Origin of the sequence: Streptomyces sp. NPDC020192 (assembly GCF_044388685.1) — a bacterium.
GTDB lineage: Bacteria > Actinomycetota > Actinomycetes > Streptomycetales > Streptomycetaceae > Streptomyces.
Map to the genome: position 1 here is coordinate 111,603 of NZ_JBIRXG010000005.1, position 20,370 is coordinate 131,972.

At 72.5% G+C, this 20,370-nt stretch carries 16 protein-coding genes; 13 read left to right on the plus strand and 3 right to left on the minus strand.

The annotated features are described in order from the left end of the window. Position 1: 1 nt before the first annotated feature. The 10 genes from ACH47Z_RS12345 (at position 2) to ACH47Z_RS12390 (ending at position 6,112) form a co-directional block, all read left to right on the plus strand. Complete coding sequence (locus ACH47Z_RS12345) at positions 2–1,375, plus strand: FtsK/SpoIIIE domain-containing protein (protein ID WP_399073152.1); 1,374 nt, start codon at positions 2–4, stop codon at positions 1,373–1,375. 55 nt (positions 1,376–1,430) lie between these two features. Next, entirely contained in the window at positions 1,431–1,664 is a 234-nt protein-coding gene (locus ACH47Z_RS12350) for a hypothetical protein (protein WP_399073153.1), read from the plus strand. Further along, entirely contained in the window at positions 1,664–2,284 is a 621-nt protein-coding gene (locus ACH47Z_RS12355) for a DUF2637 domain-containing protein (protein ID WP_399073154.1), read from the plus strand. The genes ACH47Z_RS12350 and ACH47Z_RS12355 overlap by 1 nt, the downstream gene beginning before the upstream one ends. Before the next feature lie 19 nt (positions 2,285–2,303). Continuing rightward, positions 2,304–2,441, plus strand: coding sequence for a hypothetical protein (locus ACH47Z_RS12360; protein ID WP_399073155.1), 138 nt, complete (start codon positions 2,304–2,306; stop codon positions 2,439–2,441). A 98-nt stretch (positions 2,442–2,539) separates the two neighbouring features. Next, complete coding sequence (locus tag ACH47Z_RS12365) at positions 2,540–2,731, plus strand: mobile element transfer protein (RefSeq protein ID WP_351034234.1); 192 nt, start codon at positions 2,540–2,542, stop codon at positions 2,729–2,731. A 9-nt stretch (positions 2,732–2,740) separates the two neighbouring features. Next, positions 2,741–2,935, plus strand: coding sequence for a hypothetical protein (locus ACH47Z_RS12370; protein WP_399073156.1), 195 nt, complete (start codon positions 2,741–2,743; stop codon positions 2,933–2,935). 14 nt (positions 2,936–2,949) lie between these two features. Then, positions 2,950–3,207, plus strand: coding sequence for a SpdD protein (locus ACH47Z_RS12375; protein ID WP_399073157.1), 258 nt, complete (start codon positions 2,950–2,952; stop codon positions 3,205–3,207). 133 nt (positions 3,208–3,340) lie between these two features. Then, positions 3,341–4,645: a replication initiator gene (locus ACH47Z_RS12380; protein ID WP_399073158.1), complete on the plus strand. Its 1,305-nt coding sequence runs from the start codon at positions 3,341–3,343 to the stop codon at positions 4,643–4,645. 22 nt (positions 4,646–4,667) lie between these two features. Further along, positions 4,668–4,877, plus strand: a complete 210-nt coding sequence (locus ACH47Z_RS12385) for a helix-turn-helix transcriptional regulator (protein WP_399073159.1) — start codon at positions 4,668–4,670, stop codon at positions 4,875–4,877. Further along, entirely contained in the window at positions 4,877–6,112 is a 1,236-nt protein-coding gene (locus ACH47Z_RS12390) for a tyrosine-type recombinase/integrase (protein WP_399073160.1), read from the plus strand. Before ACH47Z_RS12385 ends, ACH47Z_RS12390 begins: the two co-directional genes overlap by 1 nt. A gap of 121 nt (positions 6,113–6,233) precedes the next feature. On the opposite strand, the gene ACH47Z_RS12395 is transcribed toward ACH47Z_RS12390, so the two are convergent. The 3 genes from ACH47Z_RS12395 to ACH47Z_RS12405 form a co-directional block, all read right to left on the minus strand. After that, complete coding sequence (locus tag ACH47Z_RS12395; RefSeq protein ID WP_399073161.1) at positions 6,234–7,799, minus strand: alpha/beta hydrolase; 1,566 nt, start codon at positions 7,797–7,799, stop codon at positions 6,234–6,236. Between the two features lie 162 nt (positions 7,800–7,961). Continuing rightward, on the minus strand, positions 7,962–9,509 hold the full coding sequence (locus tag ACH47Z_RS12400; protein ID WP_399073162.1) for an alpha/beta hydrolase: 1,548 nt from the start codon (positions 9,507–9,509) through the stop codon (positions 7,962–7,964). Positions 9,510–9,580: 71 nt separating this feature from the next. Continuing rightward, positions 9,581–12,448 carry a lysylphosphatidylglycerol synthase domain-containing protein gene (locus ACH47Z_RS12405; RefSeq protein ID WP_399073163.1) on the minus strand — a complete coding sequence of 956 codons (2,868 nt, stop codon included), beginning with the start codon at positions 12,446–12,448 and terminating at the stop codon, positions 9,581–9,583. 185 nt (positions 12,449–12,633) lie between these two features. Between ACH47Z_RS12405 and ACH47Z_RS12410 the strand changes: the two genes are divergently transcribed. From ACH47Z_RS12410 to ACH47Z_RS12420, 3 genes are all read left to right on the plus strand, one after another. Further along, positions 12,634–13,020: an MGMT family protein gene (locus tag ACH47Z_RS12410; RefSeq protein WP_399073164.1), complete on the plus strand. Its 387-nt coding sequence runs from the start codon at positions 12,634–12,636 to the stop codon at positions 13,018–13,020. Between the two features lie 257 nt (positions 13,021–13,277). Then, positions 13,278–16,652: an ATP-dependent helicase gene (locus ACH47Z_RS12415; protein WP_399073165.1), complete on the plus strand. Its 3,375-nt coding sequence runs from the start codon at positions 13,278–13,280 to the stop codon at positions 16,650–16,652. A 112-nt stretch (positions 16,653–16,764) separates the two neighbouring features. Continuing rightward, entirely contained in the window at positions 16,765–20,328 is a 3,564-nt protein-coding gene (locus tag ACH47Z_RS12420; RefSeq protein WP_399073166.1) for a UvrD-helicase domain-containing protein, read from the plus strand. The last annotated feature ends 42 nt before the right edge of the window (positions 20,329–20,370 follow it).

The following is a 20,370-nucleotide window of genomic DNA, read 5'->3' on the forward strand; positions in this document are numbered from 1 at the left end:
CGTGACCGACCTCGTGACGCTGGCCGAGCTGGGCGGGCCGCTCGCTGCGATAGGCGGCGCGGCCTACGCCCGGCACGCTCACCCGGCGGTGTACTGGTCCACGGTCGGGCTGCCGATCTCGGTGGCCCGGCTGATGGCCTCGTACTCCTCGACCATGGATGCCTGCGGCCTGACCGTCGAACCGTCCCGGTGGCGGGCGCTGGCGGTCAGGGCGACCACTCGCCGTGAGGTCCGGCCCGTCCCGCCCCGCCGGGGCCTGATCCGGCCCACCTCGACCGGCCTCCGGCTCCGGCTGCGGCTGGCTCCGGGCCAGGAACCAGCGGACGTGGCGGCCTCCGCGGAACGGCTCCGTCACGCCTGGGGCGTCCATGCCGTCTACGTGCGGGACGTCAAGCCCGGCGTCGTGGAACTCCGGCTCATCGGCTTCGACGTCCTACGGAAGGTGCGGATGCCTCGCCGGACCGACGGCGGGTTCCTCCGGGTGCCGGTGGCCTTACGGGAGGAGGCGACCGCGTTCGTCCGCGACTACCGCGCCGTACCGCATGAACTCGTCCTCGGCGCCACACTGTCCGGCAAGTCCATGTACCTGCGGAACCTGCTCACCGGACTGGCGGCTCAGCCCGTGGTCCTGGTCGGCATCGACTGCAAGCGCGGGGTCGAGCTGGCGCCGTTCGCCGCCCGGCTCTCCGCGCTGGCGACCGACCCGGATCAGGCGGCCGAGCTGCTGCCTGTGCTCGTGAAGGAGATGGAGGACCGCTACGACCTGATCAAGGCCCGGCAAGGCATCGCGGCCGGCACCCCGGATGAGCTGATCACCTCGGACATCTGGGGACTGCCTGAGAGCGAACGCCCCACTCCCATCGTCCTGTTCATCGATGAGGTGGCCGAACTCTTCCTCGTCGCCACGAGGAAGGAGGAAGAGCGGCGGGACGAGATGGTCACCCAGCTCATCCGCCTCGCCCAACTCGGCCGCGCGGCCGGCATCTACCTGGAGGTCTTCGGACAGCGCTTTGGCGCCGAGCTGGGCAAGGGCGCGACCATGCTCCGCGCTCAGCTCACCGGACGTGTCTGCCACCGCGTCAACGACGAGGCCTCCGCCAAGATGGCACTCGGCGACATCGCTCCTGACGCGGCCTTCGCCGCCTGCGCCATCGCCGCCGAGCGGCCGGGCCTGGCCGTCGCCGGAGACACCTCCGGCGGCTGGTCCCGTATTCGTACCCCGTACCTGCCCCTCGCCGACGCTGCGGCCACCTGCCGGGAGTCTGCGCACCTCGCCCCCGACGTACCGGCGCTGACGCCCTTCCGGCCTTACGTCCCGCCCAGGCCCGTGGAGGACGCCGGGCCGGTCACCGCCCCTCGCCCGGTCACCGGATAACCCACCCCGCCCAACGGCCGGCGCGGCCGTTCCGCGCCAAGTCCCTACCCCCGCCATGCCTGAAGAAGGGAGAGCACTCGCCGTGTGCCCCCGCTGCGAGGACTTCGCACGGACCGTCCTGCTCCTCGGCCAACTCGCTCTGTACACCAGCACCTATGGCGCTGATGAGGCCTTCGTCACGGCCGTAGGCCCGTCCCTGGCTGCATCCCTGCCGGAACCGCCGCCCGGAATACTTCCGCCCGGCTACGACCCCGACGGCGGACCCAAGTACCCCGGCAAGGCGTCCTGATGACCCGCTCCGCCCCGCGCGTGGACGCGGTCCTGGTCCAGGCCGTCATCGCCGGTGCCCTGTCCTTCGCCCACCTGCACGACCTCGCCGCCGCTGCCGGACAGAACGGCTGGAAGGCCTGGGCCTACCCGATCAGCGTGGACCTGCTCCTGGTCGCCGCCTGGCGGCGGCTCCGCTCCGGCGGGTCGAAGACGGCGGCCTGGTGCTGGTTCCTCGTCGCGCTGACCGCCTCGCTCGGCGCCAACGTCGCCACGGCCGGGCTGCTCGACCTGGGTGCCGTACCGGCCTGGCTGCGCATCCTCGTCGCCGGATGGCCTGCCGTCGCCTTCCTCGGCGGAACCCTGCTCGTCCACGCATCCCCGAAGCCGGAAGAGACACCGGCTCAGGAGGAAGTGAACACTGCCCCGGCTGCTCCATCGGCCCCGGAACTGCCCGCTGCGGAGCCAGAACCCGCATTGCCCTCGACCGCCCCTGTCCCGCCTGCGCTCGTCGCCCTGGCCCGCAAGGTCGCCGACGACCACCGCAGCCGGACCGGAACCGCCATCGACACCTCGACGCTTCGGGCCCGACTCGGCGTCCCCATGCCGCTTGCCGAAGCCATCGCATCGCAACTCACCTGATCCTGGAGGACTTTCCCCCTTGCGTCCGTCCACGCTCCGCGCGCTGAAACGCGCCGCCGAGCTGACCCGCCAGAACCGCCTCACCGAAGCCGTGCTCATCGCCGAACCGGTGATCCTCGCCGCCGACAGCTACGAGGGCGACGAGATCTTGCGCTGACTCGCCGAGCACGTCACCGACTTCACCGGCGAGACCACCGAGACCACCGAGACCAACGAGACCAACGAGACCGACGAAACCGACGAGGAGACCCGCCGATGACCGCCAACCGCCGCTTTCGCAACGTTGTTCGTATCGGCCCCGTCCAGGTCGGCACGTACTACGACGGCCGGGGCCGCGAGAAGCACACCGCTGCCTGCACGGCTCCGCGCTGCGGCTTCTCCACGGACTACGACAGCCGCGCCGCCGCCGAGCTGGCCGCCCGTACCCACCGCTGCGCAGTCCGCTGAGGGGTGCCCGTGACCGTCTCGCTCCCGCTCGTCTTCGTCCTGGGCGTCATCGCCTGGGCCGCGATCAAGTTCCTCGGCATCCGCCTCTGGGTCGCCGTCGTGATCGCCCTGTTCGGCTTCTACCTCTCCCACACCTTCCTCGCCCCCGTCATCGACTCCGGCACCCGTTCCGGGGTCGGCGTCGTCGACGGCACGCACAAGTGACAAGGAGGTCCACCGTGTTCCGCCCCAAGCTGCCCGACGTCCCGACCCTGCCGACCACGACCGTCACGTCTCAGCAGATCCAGGCCTCGGCCCCCTCCGCCGGCCGTCCCCTCGCCCCGTACGTGGGCATCGGCGCCGGTGCCGTCGCCGCCGTGGTCGTCGTCGGCATCGTCCTGACCGCGCTCCTGGCGGCGGTCGCCATCTCGGCCGTGTCCGTGGCCATCGCCGCCGTGGTCCTTCGCTCCCTCGTCAGCAACGCGCACAAGCGCTGACCGGCCTCCGGGGCGACAACAACGCCGCCAAGCATCCCGTCGCCCCGGGGCCGTCCCTTCCCGACCGCCGAAACAGCCGAAAGGAACTCCCATCATCACCCGGCAGACTCCGCCCCCGCTGGCGGAACTCTCCATGCTGGCATCCCTCGGCACCATGCCCGAGCTGGCCCGACAGCTCTCCGGCCTGGGCGGCTGCACCAACCCCGTACGCCTCGACGGCCACCGCACCGAATACGACGTCGACACCACGACCGGCGAGATCGGCAGCGTCCTGCACCACCTCGACTCCGGCTCGCTCGCCGCCGGTCAGCTCCTCGTCCGCTGCAACAACCGCCGTGCCACCCGCTGCGCTGCCTGCGCCGAGACCTACCGCCGCGACACCTTCCACCTGATCACCGCCGGACTCCGCGGCGGCAAAGGCACACCCGAACAGGTCGGCACGCACCCGCGCGTCTTCGCCACCTTCACCGCCCCCAGCTTCGGCCCGGTCCACAACCGCCCATCCAGCGGCCGGGACTGCCGCTGCGGCATCCGGCACGACGACACGGACCCTGCCCTGGGCTCGCCCCTCGACCCAGACACCTACGACTACGAATCGGCCGTGCTCTGGAACGCGCACGCCGGGGCCCTGTGGCGGCGCTTCTCGATCTACCTCCGCCGTGAGGTCGCCAAGCGTGCCGGACTCACCCAACGCGACTTCCGCGACCACGCCCGCATCTCGTTCGCCAAAGTCGCCGAGTACCAGAAGCGCGGTGCCGTCCACTTCCACGCGGTCATCCGCCTCGACGGCCCCGACGGCGGCGACACCGCTCCGCCGGCCTGGGCCACCACCGAGCTGCTGACCGACGCCATCCGTACGGCTGCCGCTGCCGCTCGCATCGACGGCCCGGAGGTTGACGGGCGGGCGCGCACCTTCGCCTTCGGTCGTCAACTTGATGTCCGCCCGATCCGCTCCGCCGACTTCAACGACGGCCAGGAACTGACCGAGCGTGCCGTAGCGGCGTACATCGCCAAGTACGCCACCAAGGGCGCCGAGACTGCGACCGGCACCCTGGACCACCCGATCCGCTTCCTCGCCGAGCTGGCCCAGGCCCGGATCACCGAACACGCCCGGCGCCTGATCCGCACGGCCTGGACCCTCGGCGCACGCCCGGAACTGAAGGATCTCCGGCTTCGCGCCTGGGCGCACATGCTCGGCTTCCGCGGCCACTTCTCCACCAAGTCCCGCCGCTACTCCACCACCCTCGGCGCCCTCCGCGAAGCCCGCGCCGAATGGCGCCGCGCACAAGCCGTGCCGGTCGTCCAGCAGGACGGCGAAACCACGCTCGTGCTCGCCCACTGGGTCTTCGCCGGTACCGGCCTCAGCACCGCCGAAAGCTGGCTCGCCGCCTCACTCGAACCCGCGCTCGGAACGGAAGGAGAACCCACACATGGCTGACTGACGCCGAGCCTCGGAGGACGTGACCGACGCACCGCGCGCCCTGCCCTCGCGGTTCCTGACTCCTGACGACCTGGTGGAGATGTTCGAGCTGCCCAGTGTCGAGACGGTCTACCAGTGGCGCCGCAAGCGCACCGGTCCGCGCGGATTCCGGGTCGGCCGGCACCTGCGCTTCGACCCGGACGACGTACGCGCCTGGGTCGAGTCCCAGATGAAGGGGGCTGCTGCCTGATGGCCGGACACATCCAAGACCGCTGGTACAAGGAAGAGAAGGGGCCGGACGGCAAGACGCGCAGGGGCAAGACCGACCGGTACGGCACGGGCATGCGCTACCGCGCCCGTTATGTGGGCCCGGACGGCACCGAGAAGTCCAAGAGCTTCCCCGACCGGCAGAAGCGGCTCGCTGAGCAGTGGCTCTCGCAGGTCGAGGCGGACATGGCGCGCGGGCAGTACATCGACCCGCAGGCCGGTCGCCTCACCGTGCGCCAGCACGCTGAACGGTGGCTGGCGTCGCTCACCATGGACCCCGGCACCTTCGTGGGTACCGAGCAGCGGATTCGCCTTCATGTGCTGCCGTACTTGGGCAGTCGTACGCTGGGCTCGCTGCGGCCGACGCACATTCGTGAGTGGCTGCGGAAGCTGCATGATGGGGGAGTGGCCCCCGCCTATCAGCGGGTGATCTTCGCGAACCTCTCCACCATGCTGACAGCGGCGGTGGATGACCGTCTGATCCCAGAGAACCCGTGCCGGTCGTCGTCCGTGCGGGCGCCGAAGCTCGACCCTCGCCGCATCGTTCCCTGGCCTCGCCAGCGTGTTCTGGCGGTGCGGTCGGCGCTGCCGGAGCAGTACCGGGCCATGGTGGACCTGGCCGGGGGATGCGGCCTGCGTCAGGGTGAGGTCCTGGGCCTGGCGGTCGAAGACGTGGACTTCATCGAGGGGGTGATTCACGTCGTGCGGCAGGTCAAGCTCATCCGTAACCGGCCGGTGTTCGCGCCGCCAAAGGGGGCCAAGACACGCACGGTTCCGTTGCCCGAAATCGTGGCCCGGTCGGTCGAGAAGCACATCAGCGATCATCCCCCGGCCGCCGTGACGCTGCCGTGGCGGGCTGTCGACGGCGCACCGGTTACGGCATCGCTGATCTTCCACCGGGACCAGGGCCGTCCGGTCAACCGCAACGACTTCAACCGCGGCGCCTGGCGCCCGGCTCTCGATGCGGCGAACGTCCCTCGCGGCCGGGCGAGCGGAATGCACGCGCTGAGGCACTTCTACGCCTCCGTCCTTCTGGACGCCGGGGAGAGCATCAAGGCCCTGTCCGAGTACCTGGGCCACCATGATCCGGGCTTCACGCTTCGGACGTACACGCACCTGATGCCGAGCAGCGAGAAGCGGACCCGTGAGGCGGTGGACCGTGCTTTCGAGGACGGCCCGGACACGGATGACGGCCCCACGACGGCCCAGGGGGAGTGATGGGGAGGGGAACGGGCAGGTCACGCGGCAGATCGCCTGACTTGCCGGTCTACTGAGCCGGCTCCCCGATGCGGGTGACGGGGGCTTCGGGTGCGTACGGCGCCCGGAGCCCCCGTCCGCGTCAGCCGCAGACCTTGCCGTCCTCGGGCACCGTCCCGTTCAGCAGGTAGGCGTTCACGGTCGAGTCGACGCAGTCGCTGCGGTTGCCGTACGCCCCATGTCCCTCGCCCTTCCAGGTGAGTTCGACCCCGACGCCCTTGCCCAGCGCGTCGGCCATTCTGCGGGCGCCCTCGTACGGGGTCGCCGGGTCCCCGGTGTTGCCGACCAGCAGGATCGGCGCCGCTCCCGGCGCGCTGACCTGCGGGGTTTCGTACTGTCCCGGCACCGGCCAGGCGTGGCACCAGCCGGCCGTGTCCCAGCCCAGGAAGTCCCCGAACACCGGCGAGATCCGCTCGAACTCCGCCAGTCGCCGCTTCGTCTCGGCGAGCGTCGGCCGCTCCCTCTCGTCCAGGCACGATATGACCCGCTGGGAGTGGGACGTGGTGCCGTAGTGCCCCGAGGTGTCCCGCTCGTCGTAGTCGTCCGCGAGTGCCAGCAGCTGTGAACCGTCGCCCTTGCGCGCCGCATCGAGCGCACTGGTCAGCCTGGGCCAACTGGCCTGGCTGTACAGCGGCAGGATGATTCCCGTGACCGCGAGGGTCTGGGTCAGCTGCCGTCCGGAGGACGTCGGCAGCGGTTTCGCGTCGATCTGTTTCAGCAGGGCGGCGATCTTCCGGGAGCCCTGTGCGGGGTCCTGCCCGGTGGACTTCAGGTAGTCGTCCAGGGCCCGCTGGAAGCCGCGGGCCTGGTTCTTGTCCTGCCCCACCGAGTCCGCGGTCGGGTCGACCACCGCGTCGAGGATCAGCCGTCCCACGCGCCGTGGGAACAAGTGGGCGTACACACCGCCGAGTTGGGTGCCGTAGGAGATGCCGAAATAGTGCATCCGTGCATCGCCGAGGACTTGGCGCATCAGGTCCATGTCGCGTGCGGTGTCGGTGGTGGACACATGGGCCAGCAGCGGGCCGGCGGCCTTCTGGCAGCCCCTGGCGAAGTCGGCCGCGTCCTGGAGGTAGGCGTTCTCCTCCTGCGGGGTGTCCGGTGTGGCATCCACGTCCTCGGCGGCCGCGATCTGCCGGTCGTCGCGGCAGCGGACGCCCTCGCTGGCGCCGACGCCGCGCGGGTCCCAGCTCACCAGGTCGTAGCGCTCGCGGAGGGCGGAGACGGTGTTCGCGTAGTACGGCATCGTCTCCACCCCCGAGCCGCCGGGGCCACCGAAGTTGAACAGCAGTGAGCCGATACGGTCGCCGCCGGTCGCCTTCGCGCGGATCAGGGCGAGGCCGATCGTCGCGCCGTCCGGTTCGGACCAGTCCAGCGGTGCCTTGAGTGTCGCGCACCGCCACTCGTCGCCCGGAGCCGCGGAGCCCTTGGTGGCCTTGCAGTGGTGCCAGTCGAGGCGCTGGGAGGTGAGGGAGGAGGGAAGCTCCGGCTCGGAGGGCGCGGACCGCGACGCCGAGGTCCCTGGCGCGGACGGGGGAGCCGTGCCCCTCCCCTTGCCCTCGTCGCCGTGCCCGCCGGACTTGCCGCCCCCGCAGCCGGCCACCAGCAGCGCCGCGGCCACGACGGCCGTCCAGCGCAGAAATCGCCTCATGCGCACCCCCCTCACAGGCCCTGCGCGTCGTGCCGCGCCGGGCGTTCAGGCCATGGTAGGCGGATCAAGCCGAACGCGTTCTGGCCTGTGGATAACCCTTTGACCTGCGGGTTTTCGCTGGATGGTGGTGGTTCGGCTGCGGGTCGTCCCGGCTGGGGTGGTTCAGGAGCAGACCGCGCCGGTCTTCGGCACCGTCCCGTTCAGCAGGTAGCTGTTCACCGCGCTCTGCACGCACTTGTCCTTGCTGTCGTACGCGCCGTGCCCCTGGCCCTTGTACGTCAGCTCGACGGCGACGCCCTTGCCGAGCGCGTCGACCATCTTCTTCGCGCCCTCGTACGGGGTGGCCGGGTCGCCGGTGTTGCCGACGACGAGGATGGGCGCCGATCCGGGCGCGCTGACGTCCGGATGGTCGGCGGCACCGGGCACGGGCCAGTCGGTGCAGCTGATCATGCCCCAGGCGAGGAAGTCCCCGAACAGCGGGGAGGCGGCGCGGAATTCGGGCAGTTTCCGCTGGATGTAGTCCGGGGTGTACCGCGGTTTCTCGTCGGCGCAGTTGATGGCGATGTTCGCCGCGGTGAGGTTGCTGTACTCCCCGTTCTCGCTGCGGCCGTTCAACGAGTCGGACAGCACCATGAGGATCCTGCCGTCGCCGTCGTAGGCCTCCGCCAGCCCTTCGGTCAGGTACTGCCAGAAGTCCTTCGAGTACAGGGACTCCGCGATGCCGTTCGTCGCGGCGGTCTGGGTGAGCTGGCGCGGGGGGATGCCGGGGATCGGCTTCTTCTCCAGGTCGCCGAGCAGTTTCGCGATGCGGTTCTTCACGTCCTGCGGGGTGTCGCCGATCGGGCACTGCGCGGTCTTCTTCGACGTGCAGTCCTCGGCGAAGTTGTCGAGCGCGAGCTGGAAGCCTCTGGCCTGTCCGAGCGCGCTCTGTTCGGGGTTCTGTGTGGGGTCGACGACGCCGTCGAAGACGGCCCGGCCGACGTTCTTGGGGAACAAGTGGGCGTACACGCCGCCGAGTTCGGTGCCGTAGGAGATGCCGAAATAGTGCAGCTTGTCGTCGCCGAGCACCTGGCGCAGCAGGTCCATGTCGCGGGCCGCGTCCGTGGTCGCCACATGCGGCAGGACCTTCCTGGAGTTGTTCTCGCAGGCCGTGTTGAACTGCTTGGTGCGGTTCACCAACTGGGTGCGCTCGGCGTCGTTGTCGGGCGTTCCGTCCTGCTGGAAGTACACGTCCAGCTGGGCGTCGCTCTCGCACTTCACCGGCGCGCTGCGGCCGACCCCGCGCGGATCGAAGCTGACCAGGTCGTAGCGGGTGCGCAGGACGTCGTAGTCCGGGCCGAACGCGGGCAGGTCGCTGACGCCGCTGCCGCCGGGGCCGCCGAAGTTGAACACCAGCGAGCCGAGCCGTTTGTTCGCGGGTCCGCTCGCCCTGGCGCGGATGAGGGCGATGCCGATCGTGTCGCCCTTGGGCTTGCTCCAGTCCAGGGGCGCCTTCATGGTGGCGCACTGCCAGGTGCCGCCGTTGGGCAGCGGGGACGGGGCGCTGCCGCCGCCCTCGGCCTCGGACGGGGCCGGGCAGTCCTTCCAGTTCAGCTTCTGCGCCGTGAGATCCCCGTCCTTCGCGCCGTCGCCGCATCCGGCCAGCAGCGTGGCCAGCAGTACGGCGGTGGTGGTCAGGGCGGCGGCGCGCAGCCGGGAGGGGTTCGCCATGTACTCATACTCGCGGCGTGCCCGCCTGCGCGCGCGCGGGGCGCGGGCCGTACGAGGTACGGCCCGCGGTCCTAGAGGGCTCCCTTGCGGGTGAGCTGGTTGAAGGCCAGCCAGCCCGGCAGCACCGGCAGCCACAGGGTCAGCAGCCGGAACAGCAGAACGGCCGGGGCGGCGACCTCCTTGGGCAGGCCGAAGGCGATCAGGCCGAGCGTGAGGCTCGCCTCGACCGCGCCGACGCCGCCCGGGGTGGGTGCCGCCGAGCCGAGCGCATTGCCGGCGAGGAAGACGACGGCGACGCTGGCGATGCTCAGCGAGGCCGTGCCGTTGCCGAATGCGCGGACGGAGGCGTCGAGGCACATCACGAAGCAGGCGGTCAGCAGGAGCATGCCGCCGATGCCGGTGATCAGCTTCTGCGGTCGCTGGAGCACGTCGAGCATGCGCGGGACGACACCGGCGAACAGCGACCTCACGCGCGTGACGACGAATTTCCGCAGGAACGGCACCGAGGTCGCCACGAGCACCAGTACCGCAACCGTCAGCAGACCCGCGATGACCGTCCGGGACGGCGACAGCGACGGCGTCTTCTCGGTGCCGGTCAGATAGCCGAAGGTCAGCAGCATCAGGATGTGTGCGCCGAGCCCGAACAGCTGTGACGCGCCGACGCTCGCTACCGCGAGCCCCGGGCGCACGCCGGTGCGCTGCAGGAAGCGCGTGTTGAGGGCGACACCGCCGACCGCGGCCGGTGCGACGATCTTCACGAAGGACCCGGCGACCTGCGCCGCCACCGTCCGCGGGAACGGCACCCGCTCCGGTACGAAGCCCAGCAGCGCCATCGCCGCGGCGACGTAGCTGAGCGCGGAGAACAGCACCGCTGCGGCCACCCAGCCCCACTGAGCCTGGGCGAACAGCGTGCCGAACTCGATGTGGGTGAGCTGCGTCAGCAGGTAGTACGCGCCGATCGCGCCCGCGATGAAGCTGATGAGCGTGCGCGGCCGCACCCGCTCCAGCCGGGCCGGCTCCACGGGGGCCTGGGGCCTGATCCGCAGCACCTGGTGGCGGATCTGGGTGAGCAGGTCCTCCTCGCGGGCCTCTTCGAGGGCCTCGTCCATGGCCCGCCGTTCCGCGCGCTGCTCGGCGCGGACGGTCTTCTTGTCGGGCTTGTCGAGGACGGGCCGGTTCGCCTCGGCCGCCTCCTCGAGGCGGGCCTGCTTCGCCTGCCGGGACGCCTCCAGGACCGCGTCGCGCTCCCGCTGGGCGCGCTCCCGGGCCAGCCGGCGCAGCGTCGCGCGCGTGGAGCGCGTCAGCGCGATCGGCTGGAGCAGGGGCAGACAGTCGGCGACCGCGTCCGGGCCGAGCACCCCGACGGCCGAGGCCACGGCCCGCTCGGCGCCCACCCGCAGACCGAGGGTGGTGAGCAGCTGGGCCACGTCCATGCGCAGCAGCAGCTCGCCGGCCGCGATCTCGCCGCCGCGCAGTTCGGTGAGGATCACTTTGCCGGAACGATCCACCAGAATCGCGTCACCCGCGAGCCTGCGGTGCGCGATGCGCCGCGACTGCAGCGCCTGCACCTGGTGCCAGGTGTTGCGCAGCAGCTCGTTGGTGATCTCCTCGTCGGGCAGCGAGTCCAGCGTGCGCCCGCCGGAGTGTTCGTAGACGAGCATGACGGCGTCGGGGCCGAGTTCGGAGGTGGCGATCAGCTTGGGCGCGTTGGCGCCGGCCGCGATCGCCGCGTACGCCAGCAGCGCCTCCTGTTCCAGTGCCTGGCGCAGCGACTGGAGGCTGGAGCGGGTGGCGAAACCGCGCAGGGTCAGATTGCGCCATGCCCGGTAGAAGAAGCCCTGGGCCTGCTGTTCCCGGTCGACGACCGTGACGTCCAGCGGCGGGCCGTCCTCCAGGGTGACGAAGTAGCGCCGGCCGCGGTCGCCGTTCTCCGTCTCGCCGGCCTCCTCGCGGGCCGCGGCGACGGGGTGGAAGCCGACGTGCCTGAGGCCTGCCATCAGGGTCTGCCCGGTGGGGCGGACATTCGGGGAGCCGACCGCGTACAGCGTGCCGTAGGCGACGGTCCAGCCGATCAGCACCGTCAGGATGATCGAGAACGGTGTTGTGTAGCCGGTGACCAGCATCGAGAACGCGTCGAGCAGCAGTACGATCCACAGCACCGCGCGCCATCTGGGTCTGCGGGACATGCCGACGGCCGTCATGTAGGCGATGACGGGTGCCAGGTAGCCGTGCACAGGGTCGGTCAGGGCGTGCAGGTCGCCCGGCGAGGGCTGGGTGAGCGCCTCCTGGATCGAGCCCGGGGCAGCCCGTGCGACCCACAGATCGGTCGCGAGGGTCACTCCGTGGGCGAGGACCGCCGCGAGGACGCCGTCGGCGATGCGCAGCCCGTCGCGTTTGATCAGTCGCTCGATCGCGAAGGCGACCGGCACCAGCAGGATCGCGATGCTGGAGGCCAGTCCCGCGAACCTGATCAGCAGGTCGGGGGCCTGGCCGGTGCCCTTGTTGATGTCCTGTTCGAGGCCCGAGGTGGTGCCGTGAGCGAACGCGGCGATCGCGAGCAGCACCACGATGGCGAGCACGCCGACGAGGCACCGCATGAGGTCGGACGGGCGGTGCACGCGTGCGGGGAGCAGCGGCTCGTCGCCCTCCACCTCACCGGCGTGCGGCTCGTCGTCGGCGCCCGGACCGCGGCCGGGGGGCGTGTGCTGAGGGACGTGCGCCCCCTCGGTGTCGTCGTTGTCGTCCGCATGCGCGCGGGTGCCGTCGCTCTCCCGAGCCACGCCGTCGTCTGCACGCGCGCGTGTGGTGTCGCCCTTGCGCGGACCGGTGTCTTCCCGCTGTGCGTCGGTGTCGCCCTTGTCCGCGCCGGCGGCGCCGGGGCGCGCGGCGGCGTCAGGGGTGCCCGCCGCGCCTTCGGGGTGCACGCCCTGCTGATTCATGGTCTCTTCTTGGTCTCGTATCAACGGTCACCGCCCGCACGATGGTGGCATGCCCCACCGACACACGGGGGCATCAGGGTGCGGATGCGCGGGCGCACAGTCTGCCCGAAGCGCCGTCCAGGGGCGAGAGGGCCGTCCTTGCGGTCCGCGCCGCGCTGTCGGTGGAGTGCGGCAGGATGGGACGAATGAGCGAGCAGAGCCCTGCCGAGGACACCCGCGAGGGGTACGCGGACGCGCTGCCGGAGTACGCCGAGCGGGTCCTCCAGGTCGCCGAGCGCATTCCGCCGGGACGCGTGATGACGTACGGCGATGTCGCCGAGTGGCTCGAGGAGGGAGGACCGCGCCAGGTCGGCCGGGTGATGGCCCTCTACGGTGGCGCGGTGCCGTGGTGGCGTGTCGTACGCGCCGACGGGGTGCTGCTGCCCGGGCACGAGCTGCGCGCCCTCGATCACTACCGCGCGGAGGGCACGCCGCTGAAAGAGGCGGGCAGGAGTGCCGAGGGGCATCTGCCGCGGCTCGACATGCGGCGGGCCCGATGGGACGGCGGGGCCGGCGTGGAGGGTCACACCTGACAGCTTCCGCCATCGGATGCCCACAAGGAGAGCCTGTGGCCCGTACGGGGGACAGGGGGGACGTCCGTGGCATGACGTACGTTCGTGAGGTGGGGGACACGCGTGGCACGAGCGCCGCGAGGGAAGAAGCGGAAAGCCTGCTTCCGCCCCGAGCGGCGGCGTAGCGTCGGCCGCACCCGTCCCCCGCACCTCGCGGCCACCGCCTCGCGCGTGTGACCGCCCGCCCATCAGCACGACCACCAGGACCGGCCAACCACGTGAGCTCCTCTTCCTCCACCGGACGCCTGCCGCACCCCCGGGTGCGGCAGGGGAGCCGTGGCGCTTACCGGCTGGTCCGTACGCCTCCCGCTGTGCCGGATCCCCCTCGTCTGGACGCGGCACAGCGTGCCGTGGTTGACCACCGATCCGGACCGCTGCTCGTTCTCGCCGGTCCCGGCACCGGCAAGACCACCACCCTGGTCGAGTCCGTGGCCGAGCGAATCACCGGCGGCGCGGACCCGGAGCGCATCCTGGTGCTGACCTTCAGCCGCAAGGCCGCCGTCGACCTGCGTGACCGTATGGCCCTGCGCATGGGCGCCGCCCGCGCGCCCAGGGCGACCACGTTCCACTCGTACTGCTACGCCCTGGTGCGCGCCCACCAGGCCGGCGACCGGTTCACCGAGCCGCTGCGCCTGCTCTCCGGCCCCGAGCAGGACGTCGCCGTCCGCGAGCTGCTCGCCGGACAGCCCGAGCTGGAGCGGCTCGGGCTCACCCATGTGCGCTGGCCCGACGAGCTACGCGCCTGCCTGACCACGCGCGGATTCGCCGACGAGGTCCGCGCCGTCCTCGCCCGCAGCCGCGAGCTGGGCCTCGGCCCCGACGCCCTGGACGCCTTCGCCCGCCGCATCGGCCGCCCCGACTGGCGCGCCGCGGCCGCGTTCCTCGCCGAGTACCTGGACGTACTCGACCTGCAGGGCGTGATCGACTACGCGGAACTGGTCCACCGCGCGGTCCTGCTCGCGGAGCGCCCCGAGGTGGCCACACAACTCGCCGCCCGGTACGACGCCGTGTACGTCGACGAGTACCAGGACACCGACGCGGCCCAGGTACGGCTCCTGCACGCACTGGCCGGGGGCGGGCGCACGCTCGTCGCCTTCGGTGACCCCGACCAGTCGATCTACGCCTTCCGGGGCGCCGACGTGAACGGCATCCTCGACTTCCCGGCGGCCTTCGCGCGCGCGGACGGCCGTCCCGCCCCCGTCGAGGTGCTGCGCACCTCCCGCCGCTCCGGCGCCGCCCTGCTGGCCGCCACCCGGCTGGTCACCCAGCGCATGCCGCTCACCCGGCTGCCCGCCGACAAGGTGCGCGCCCACCGCGAGCCGGCCGCCGTAGGGGACGGGGGCCGCGTCGAGGCCTGCACGTACCCGACGCCCGGTACGGAAATGGACAACATCGCGGACATCCTGCGCCGCGCGCACCTGGAGGACGGCGTCCGCTGGAGCGACATGGCCGTCCTGGTCCGCGCCGGATCCCGCCTCCCGACCCTCCGCCGCGCCCTGACCGCGGCCGGCGTCCCGCTGGACATCGACGGCGACGACCTGCCCCTGCGGCACGAGCCGGCGGTGGCACCCCTGCTGGCGGCCCTGCGGGCGGTGGCCACGGCGGAGTCCGGGCGAGGCGAGGAGAACGCCGGCGGGCCCGCACCAGAGCGTGCGCCGGGCGCTGAGGGACCTGAGGAAACCGCTCCCGAAGACCTCGCGGAACCGGCCCCGGACACCTCCTGGCTCGGCACCGAGACCGCGCTCACCCTGCTCACCTCCCCCCTCGCCGGCATGGACGCGGCCGATCTGCGCCGGCTCGGGCGGGCGCTGCGCGAGGAGGAGCGGACGGCCGGGAACCCGCTGCCGCCGCCGTCCGACGAGCTGCTCGCGCGGGCGCTCGCCGAGCCCGAGCGACTGGCCGTGCACGACCCGGCGTACGCGCGCGGGGCGCAACGCCTCGGCGCGCTGCTCCGCAAGGCCCGCGAACGCCTCGCCGGCGGCGGTACGGCCGAGGAGGCGCTGTGGGACCTGTGGGAGGGCACGCCCTGGCCCGGGCGCCTGGAGCGGGCCGCCCGGCGCGGTGGCGCCGCCGGCCGTAACGCCGACCGTGACCTGGACGCCGTGTGCGCGCTGTTCGCCACCGCTGCGCGCGCGGAGGAGCGCACCGGGGGCCGCGGCGCGCTGAACTTCCTGGAGGAGATCGAGGCCGAGGACATCGCCGCCGACACGCTCGCCCGCCGCGCGGTGCGCCCCGACGCCGTGCGCCTGATGACCGCTCACCGCGCCAAGGGCCTGGAGTGGCGGCTGGTCGTCGTCGTCGGCGTCCAGGAGGGGCTGTGGCCGGATCTGCGCCGCCGCGGCTCCCTGCTGGAGGCCGACCGCATCGGCCGCGACGGCCTCGCCGAACCGCTCACGCCGGGCGCGCTGCTCGCCGAGGAGCGCCGGCTGTTCTACGTCGCCGCCACGCGCGCGCGTGAACGTCTCGTCGTCACCGCGGTGAAGGCACCGGCGGACGACGGTGACCAGCCGTCCCGGTTCCTGACCGAACTCGGCGTCGAGCCCCGGGACATCACCGGCCGCCCGCGCCGCCCGCTGTCCGTGGCCGCGCTGGTCGCCGAGCTGCGCGCCACCACGGTCGACCCGCGCGCGTCCGCCGCCCTGCGGGAGGCCGCCGCCCGCCGCCTGGCCCGGCTCGCCGCCCTCGCCGACGAGGACGGCCGTCCGCTGGTGCCGTCCGCGCACCCCTACCGCTGGTGGGGCATGCACGACCCGACGCAGAGCAAGGTGCCGCTGCGCCATCGCGACCAGCCGGTCGTGCTCTCCGGAAGCGCCCTCGACCAGCTCGCCAACACCTGCGCGCTCCAGTGGTTCCTGGGGCGCGAGGTGAAGGCCGACGCGCCCGCCACCACCGCGCAGGGCTTCGGCAACGTCGTCCACGTCCTCGCCGACGAGGTCGCCTCCGGCCGCACCCCGGCCGACCTCGACGTCCTCATGGAACGCCTGGACTCCGTGTGGAACGCGCTCGCCTTCGACGCGCCCTGGAAGTCACGGCAGGAGAAGGACAACGCGCGCGTGGCGCTCGAACGCTTCCTGAACTGGCACGTCCTGGACCGCACCGGGCGCACCCCGGTGGCGAGCGAGCAGGACTTCGACGTCACCCTCGACGCGGGGGACTACGAGGTGCGCATCCGCGGCCAGATGGACCGCGTGGAGGTGGACGGCGACGGCCGCGCCTACGTGGTGGACTTCAAGACCGGCAAACAGGCGCCCAGCGCCGCCGAGGTGGCCCGCCACCCCCAGCTCGCCGTCTACCAGCTCGCCGTCCGCGAAGGCGCCGTGGACGACGCCTTCGACGGCGTACGTCCCGAACCGGGCGGCGCCGAGCTGGTGCACCTCAGACAGGGCGCCGCCAAACGCGACGGCGGCGACAGCCTGCCCAAGACGCAGACGCAGGAGCCGCTGTCGGGGGAGTGGGTCGGCGAGCTGCTGGCCACCGCCGCGGGGAAGGTCCTCGACGAGCGCTTCGCGCCGAGCACCGGCCAGCACTGCACGCACTGCGCGTTCCGCGCCTCGTGCAGCGCCCGGCCGGAGGGGCGGCACGTGGTCGAGTGAGTCACCGGCGGGGGAGTGACGTACGGCACCACATGTGCTGACCTGCGCTTCTCCTACCCCGTAGGGCCGATTCGGCCTCGACTGTCAGTGGTCGCCGCTAGCCTTTTCCGACATGCCCGCCCGTATCACCGATCCCGAGCAGCTCAAGGAGCTCCTCGGCATCCCGTTCACTCCGGAGCAGACGGCCTGCATCACCGCGCCGCCCGCCCCGCAGGTGATCGTGGCCGGAGCCGGGTCGGGCAAGACCACCGTGATGGCCGCGCGCGTGGTCTGGCTGGTCGGCACCGGACAGGTCGCCCCCGAACAGGTCCTCGGCCTGACCTTCACCAACAAGGCCGCCGGCGAGCTGGCCGAACGCGTCCGCAAGGCACTGATCAAGGCGGGCGTCACCGACCCTGAGGCCCTCCCGCCGCCCGACCACCACCCCTCAACGACAGCGCTTCGCGCTGACCCTTCCTGGTGGGACCCGGACAACCCGCCGGGCGAGCCGGTGATCTCCACGTACCACGCCTTCGCCGGCCGCCTGCTGACCGACCACGGCCTGCGCATCGGCCTGGAGCCCACCTCCCGGCTGCTCGCCGACGCCACCCGCTACCAGCTGGCCGCGCGCGTGCTGCGCGAAGCCCCCGGCCCCTACCCCGCGCTGACCCGCTCCTTCGCCGACCTCGTCAGCGACCTGCTCGCCCTCGACTCCGAACTCGCCGAACACCTCGTCGACCCCGAGGAGCTGCGCGCCTGGGACGCGGACCTGCTGCACACCCTCCAGGGCGCCAAGCTCACCAACGCCGACCTGCGCAAGGTCCCCGACACGGCCGCCGCCCGGCGCGAACTCGCCGACCTCGTCCAGCGCTACCGGACCGCCAAACGCGAACGCGACCTGCTCGACTTCGGCGACCAGATCGCCCTGTCCGCCCGCCTCGCGCGCGTGCCCGAGGTGGGCCGGCTGCTGCGCGAGGAGTTCCGCGTGGTGCTCCTGGACGAGTACCAGGACACCTCCGTGGCCCAACGCGTCCTGCTGGCAGGCCTGTTCGGCGGCGGCACCGGCCACCCGGTCACCGCGGTCGGCGACCCCTGCCAGGCCATCTACGGCTGGCGCGGCGCCTCCGTCGCCAACCTGGACGACTTCCCCGCGCACTTCGCGCACGCCGGCGGCCGCCCCGCCACCCGGCAGGCGCTCAGCGAGAACCGCCGCAGCGGCGGCCGCCTCCTCGACCTCGCCAACGGCCTCGCCGAGCCCCTGCGCGCCATGCACGCGGGCGTGGAGGCCCTCCGCCCGGCCCCCGGCGCCGAGCGCGACGGCACGGTCCGCTGTGCCCTGCTGCGCACCCACGCCGAGGAGATCGACTGGCTCGCCGACTCGATCGCCCACCTCGTGCACACCGGCACGGCCCCCGGCGAGATCGCCGTCCTGTGCCGCACGGCGACCGACTTCGCCGAGATCCAGGGCGCCCTCGTGGCCCGCGACATCCCCGTCGAGGTGGTCGGCCTGTCCGGGCTGCTGCACCTGCCCGAGGTCGCCGACCTCGTCGCCGTCTGCGAGGTGCTCCAGGATCCCGGCGCCAACGCCTCCCTGGTACGCCTGCTGACCGGGCCGCGCTGGCGCATCGGCCCCCGCGACCTCGCCCTGCTGGGCCGCCGCGCCCGGCTGCTGGTCGCCCACGCGCGCGTGGGCGACACCGACGACCCGGACCGCCGGCTCGCCGCCGCCGTCGAAGGGGTCGACCCCTCCGAGGTGATATCGCTCGCCGACGCCCTCGACACCTTCCTCGAGACGCCCACGGAAGACGACGGGGATGACGACGGGCTGCCGTTCTCCCCGGACGCGCGCGTACGCTTCGCCCGCCTGGCCGCCGAACTGCGCGACCTGCGCCGCTCCCTGTCCGACCCGCTGATGGACGTCCTGCACCGCGTCCTCGCCGTCACCGGCCTGGAGGTGGAGCTGTCGGCGTCGCCGCACGCCCTGGCCGCCCGCCGCCGCGAGACCCTGTCCAACTTCCTGGACATCGCCGCCTCCTTCGCGGCGAGCGACGGCGAGGCCACCCTGCTCGCCTTCCTCGGCTTCCTGCGCACCGCCGCCCAGTACGAGAAGGGCCTCGACAACGCCCTGCCCGGCGGCGAGAACACCGTCAAGGTGCTCACCGCCCACAAGTCCAAGGGCCTGGAGTGGGACGTCGTGGCCGTCCCCGGCCTGGTCGAGGGGACGTTCCCCAGCGCCCAGGGCCGCGAGAAGTGGACGGCGCAGGCCAAGGTGGTGCCGCACGCCCTGCGCGGCGACGCCGACACCCTGCCCGACGTCGAGAGCTGGGACTCGCGCGGCATGAAGGCCTTCCACGAGGCCATGAAGGACCACCAGCACACCGAGGAACTCCGCCTCGGCTACGTCACCTTCACCCGCCCCCGCTCCCTCCTGCTCGGCTCCGGCCACTGGTGGGGTCCCAGCCAGAAGAGACCGCGCGGCCCGTCCGGCTTCCTCCAGGCCCTGTACGAGCACTGCGCCGCCGGGTACGGCGAGATCGAGGAGTGGGCGGACGAGCCCGCCGAGGACGCCGAGAACCCCGCCCTGCTCGCGGCGACCGCCGACCAGGCATGGCCGCTCCCGCTGGACGACGCCGCCCTGGCCCGCCGCCGCGCCGCCGCCGAGACCGTCCTCGCCCACCTGGACGCCCTCGCCACCCAGAACACCGCCCACCCGCCCGCCACCCACGACCCCGCCGCCCTCGACGACCCGGACTGGCCGACACCGCCGGAGGAGGAGCCGTACGAGCCGTACGAGCCCTACGACGAGGGCCCCTACGACGCGGACTTCCCGCACGCGGAGGAGCCCCCGTACGACACGGACGCGCCCGCTGCGGACCATCCGGCCGACCCCGCCGACTGGGACGACTGGGACACCGCCCGGCCCACGGTCCCCCACCAGGCGCCCGCCCCCCAGCACCACCCCGGCCCCGCCGAGCCGCACCCGCACTTCACCCCGGAGGAGAGCCGCACCATCGCCTCCTGGGACCGCGACCTGGACGCGCTCACCGGAGAGCTGCTGCGCGCCCGGCAGGCCGTCACGGACGTCCCCCTGCCCACCACCCTCACCGCGACCCAGCTGATGCTCCTCGCCGAGGACCCCGACGGGCTCGCGCAGGAACTCGCGCGCCCCATGCCGCGCCCCCCACAACCGGCCGCGCGCCGAGGCACCCGGTTCCACGCGTGGGTCGAGGCCCGCTTCGAGGAGCTGACGCTGCCCCTGCTGGAACCGGACGAGCTGCCCGGCAGCGACGCCGAGATCGCCGACGAGGCGGACCTGGAGGCCCTGAAGGAGGCCTTCGAACGCAGCGTGTACGCCCACCGCACGCCGTACCGGGTCGAGGCCCCCTTCCAGTTCACCCTCGCCGGCCGCGTCGTACGAGGGCGGATCGACGCCGTCTACAGAAACGGCGACGGCGACGGGACGACGTACGAGATCGTCGACTGGAAGACCAGCCGCGTCCGCGCCGCCGACCCGCTCCAGCTCGCCGTGTACCGGCTGGCCTGGGCCGAGCAGCAGGGCGTGCCGCCCGAGTCGGTCACGGCCGCCTTCCTGTACGTGCGCAGCGGCGAGGTCGTACGACCGCCGGACCTGCCGGACCGGGCCGCCCTGGAACGGCTCCTCACGGAAGACACCGGAACGGCACATAACGCGATCTGAGTGTGACGAACCGCCCGCCGAGGATGTCGGTGCGGGCCGATA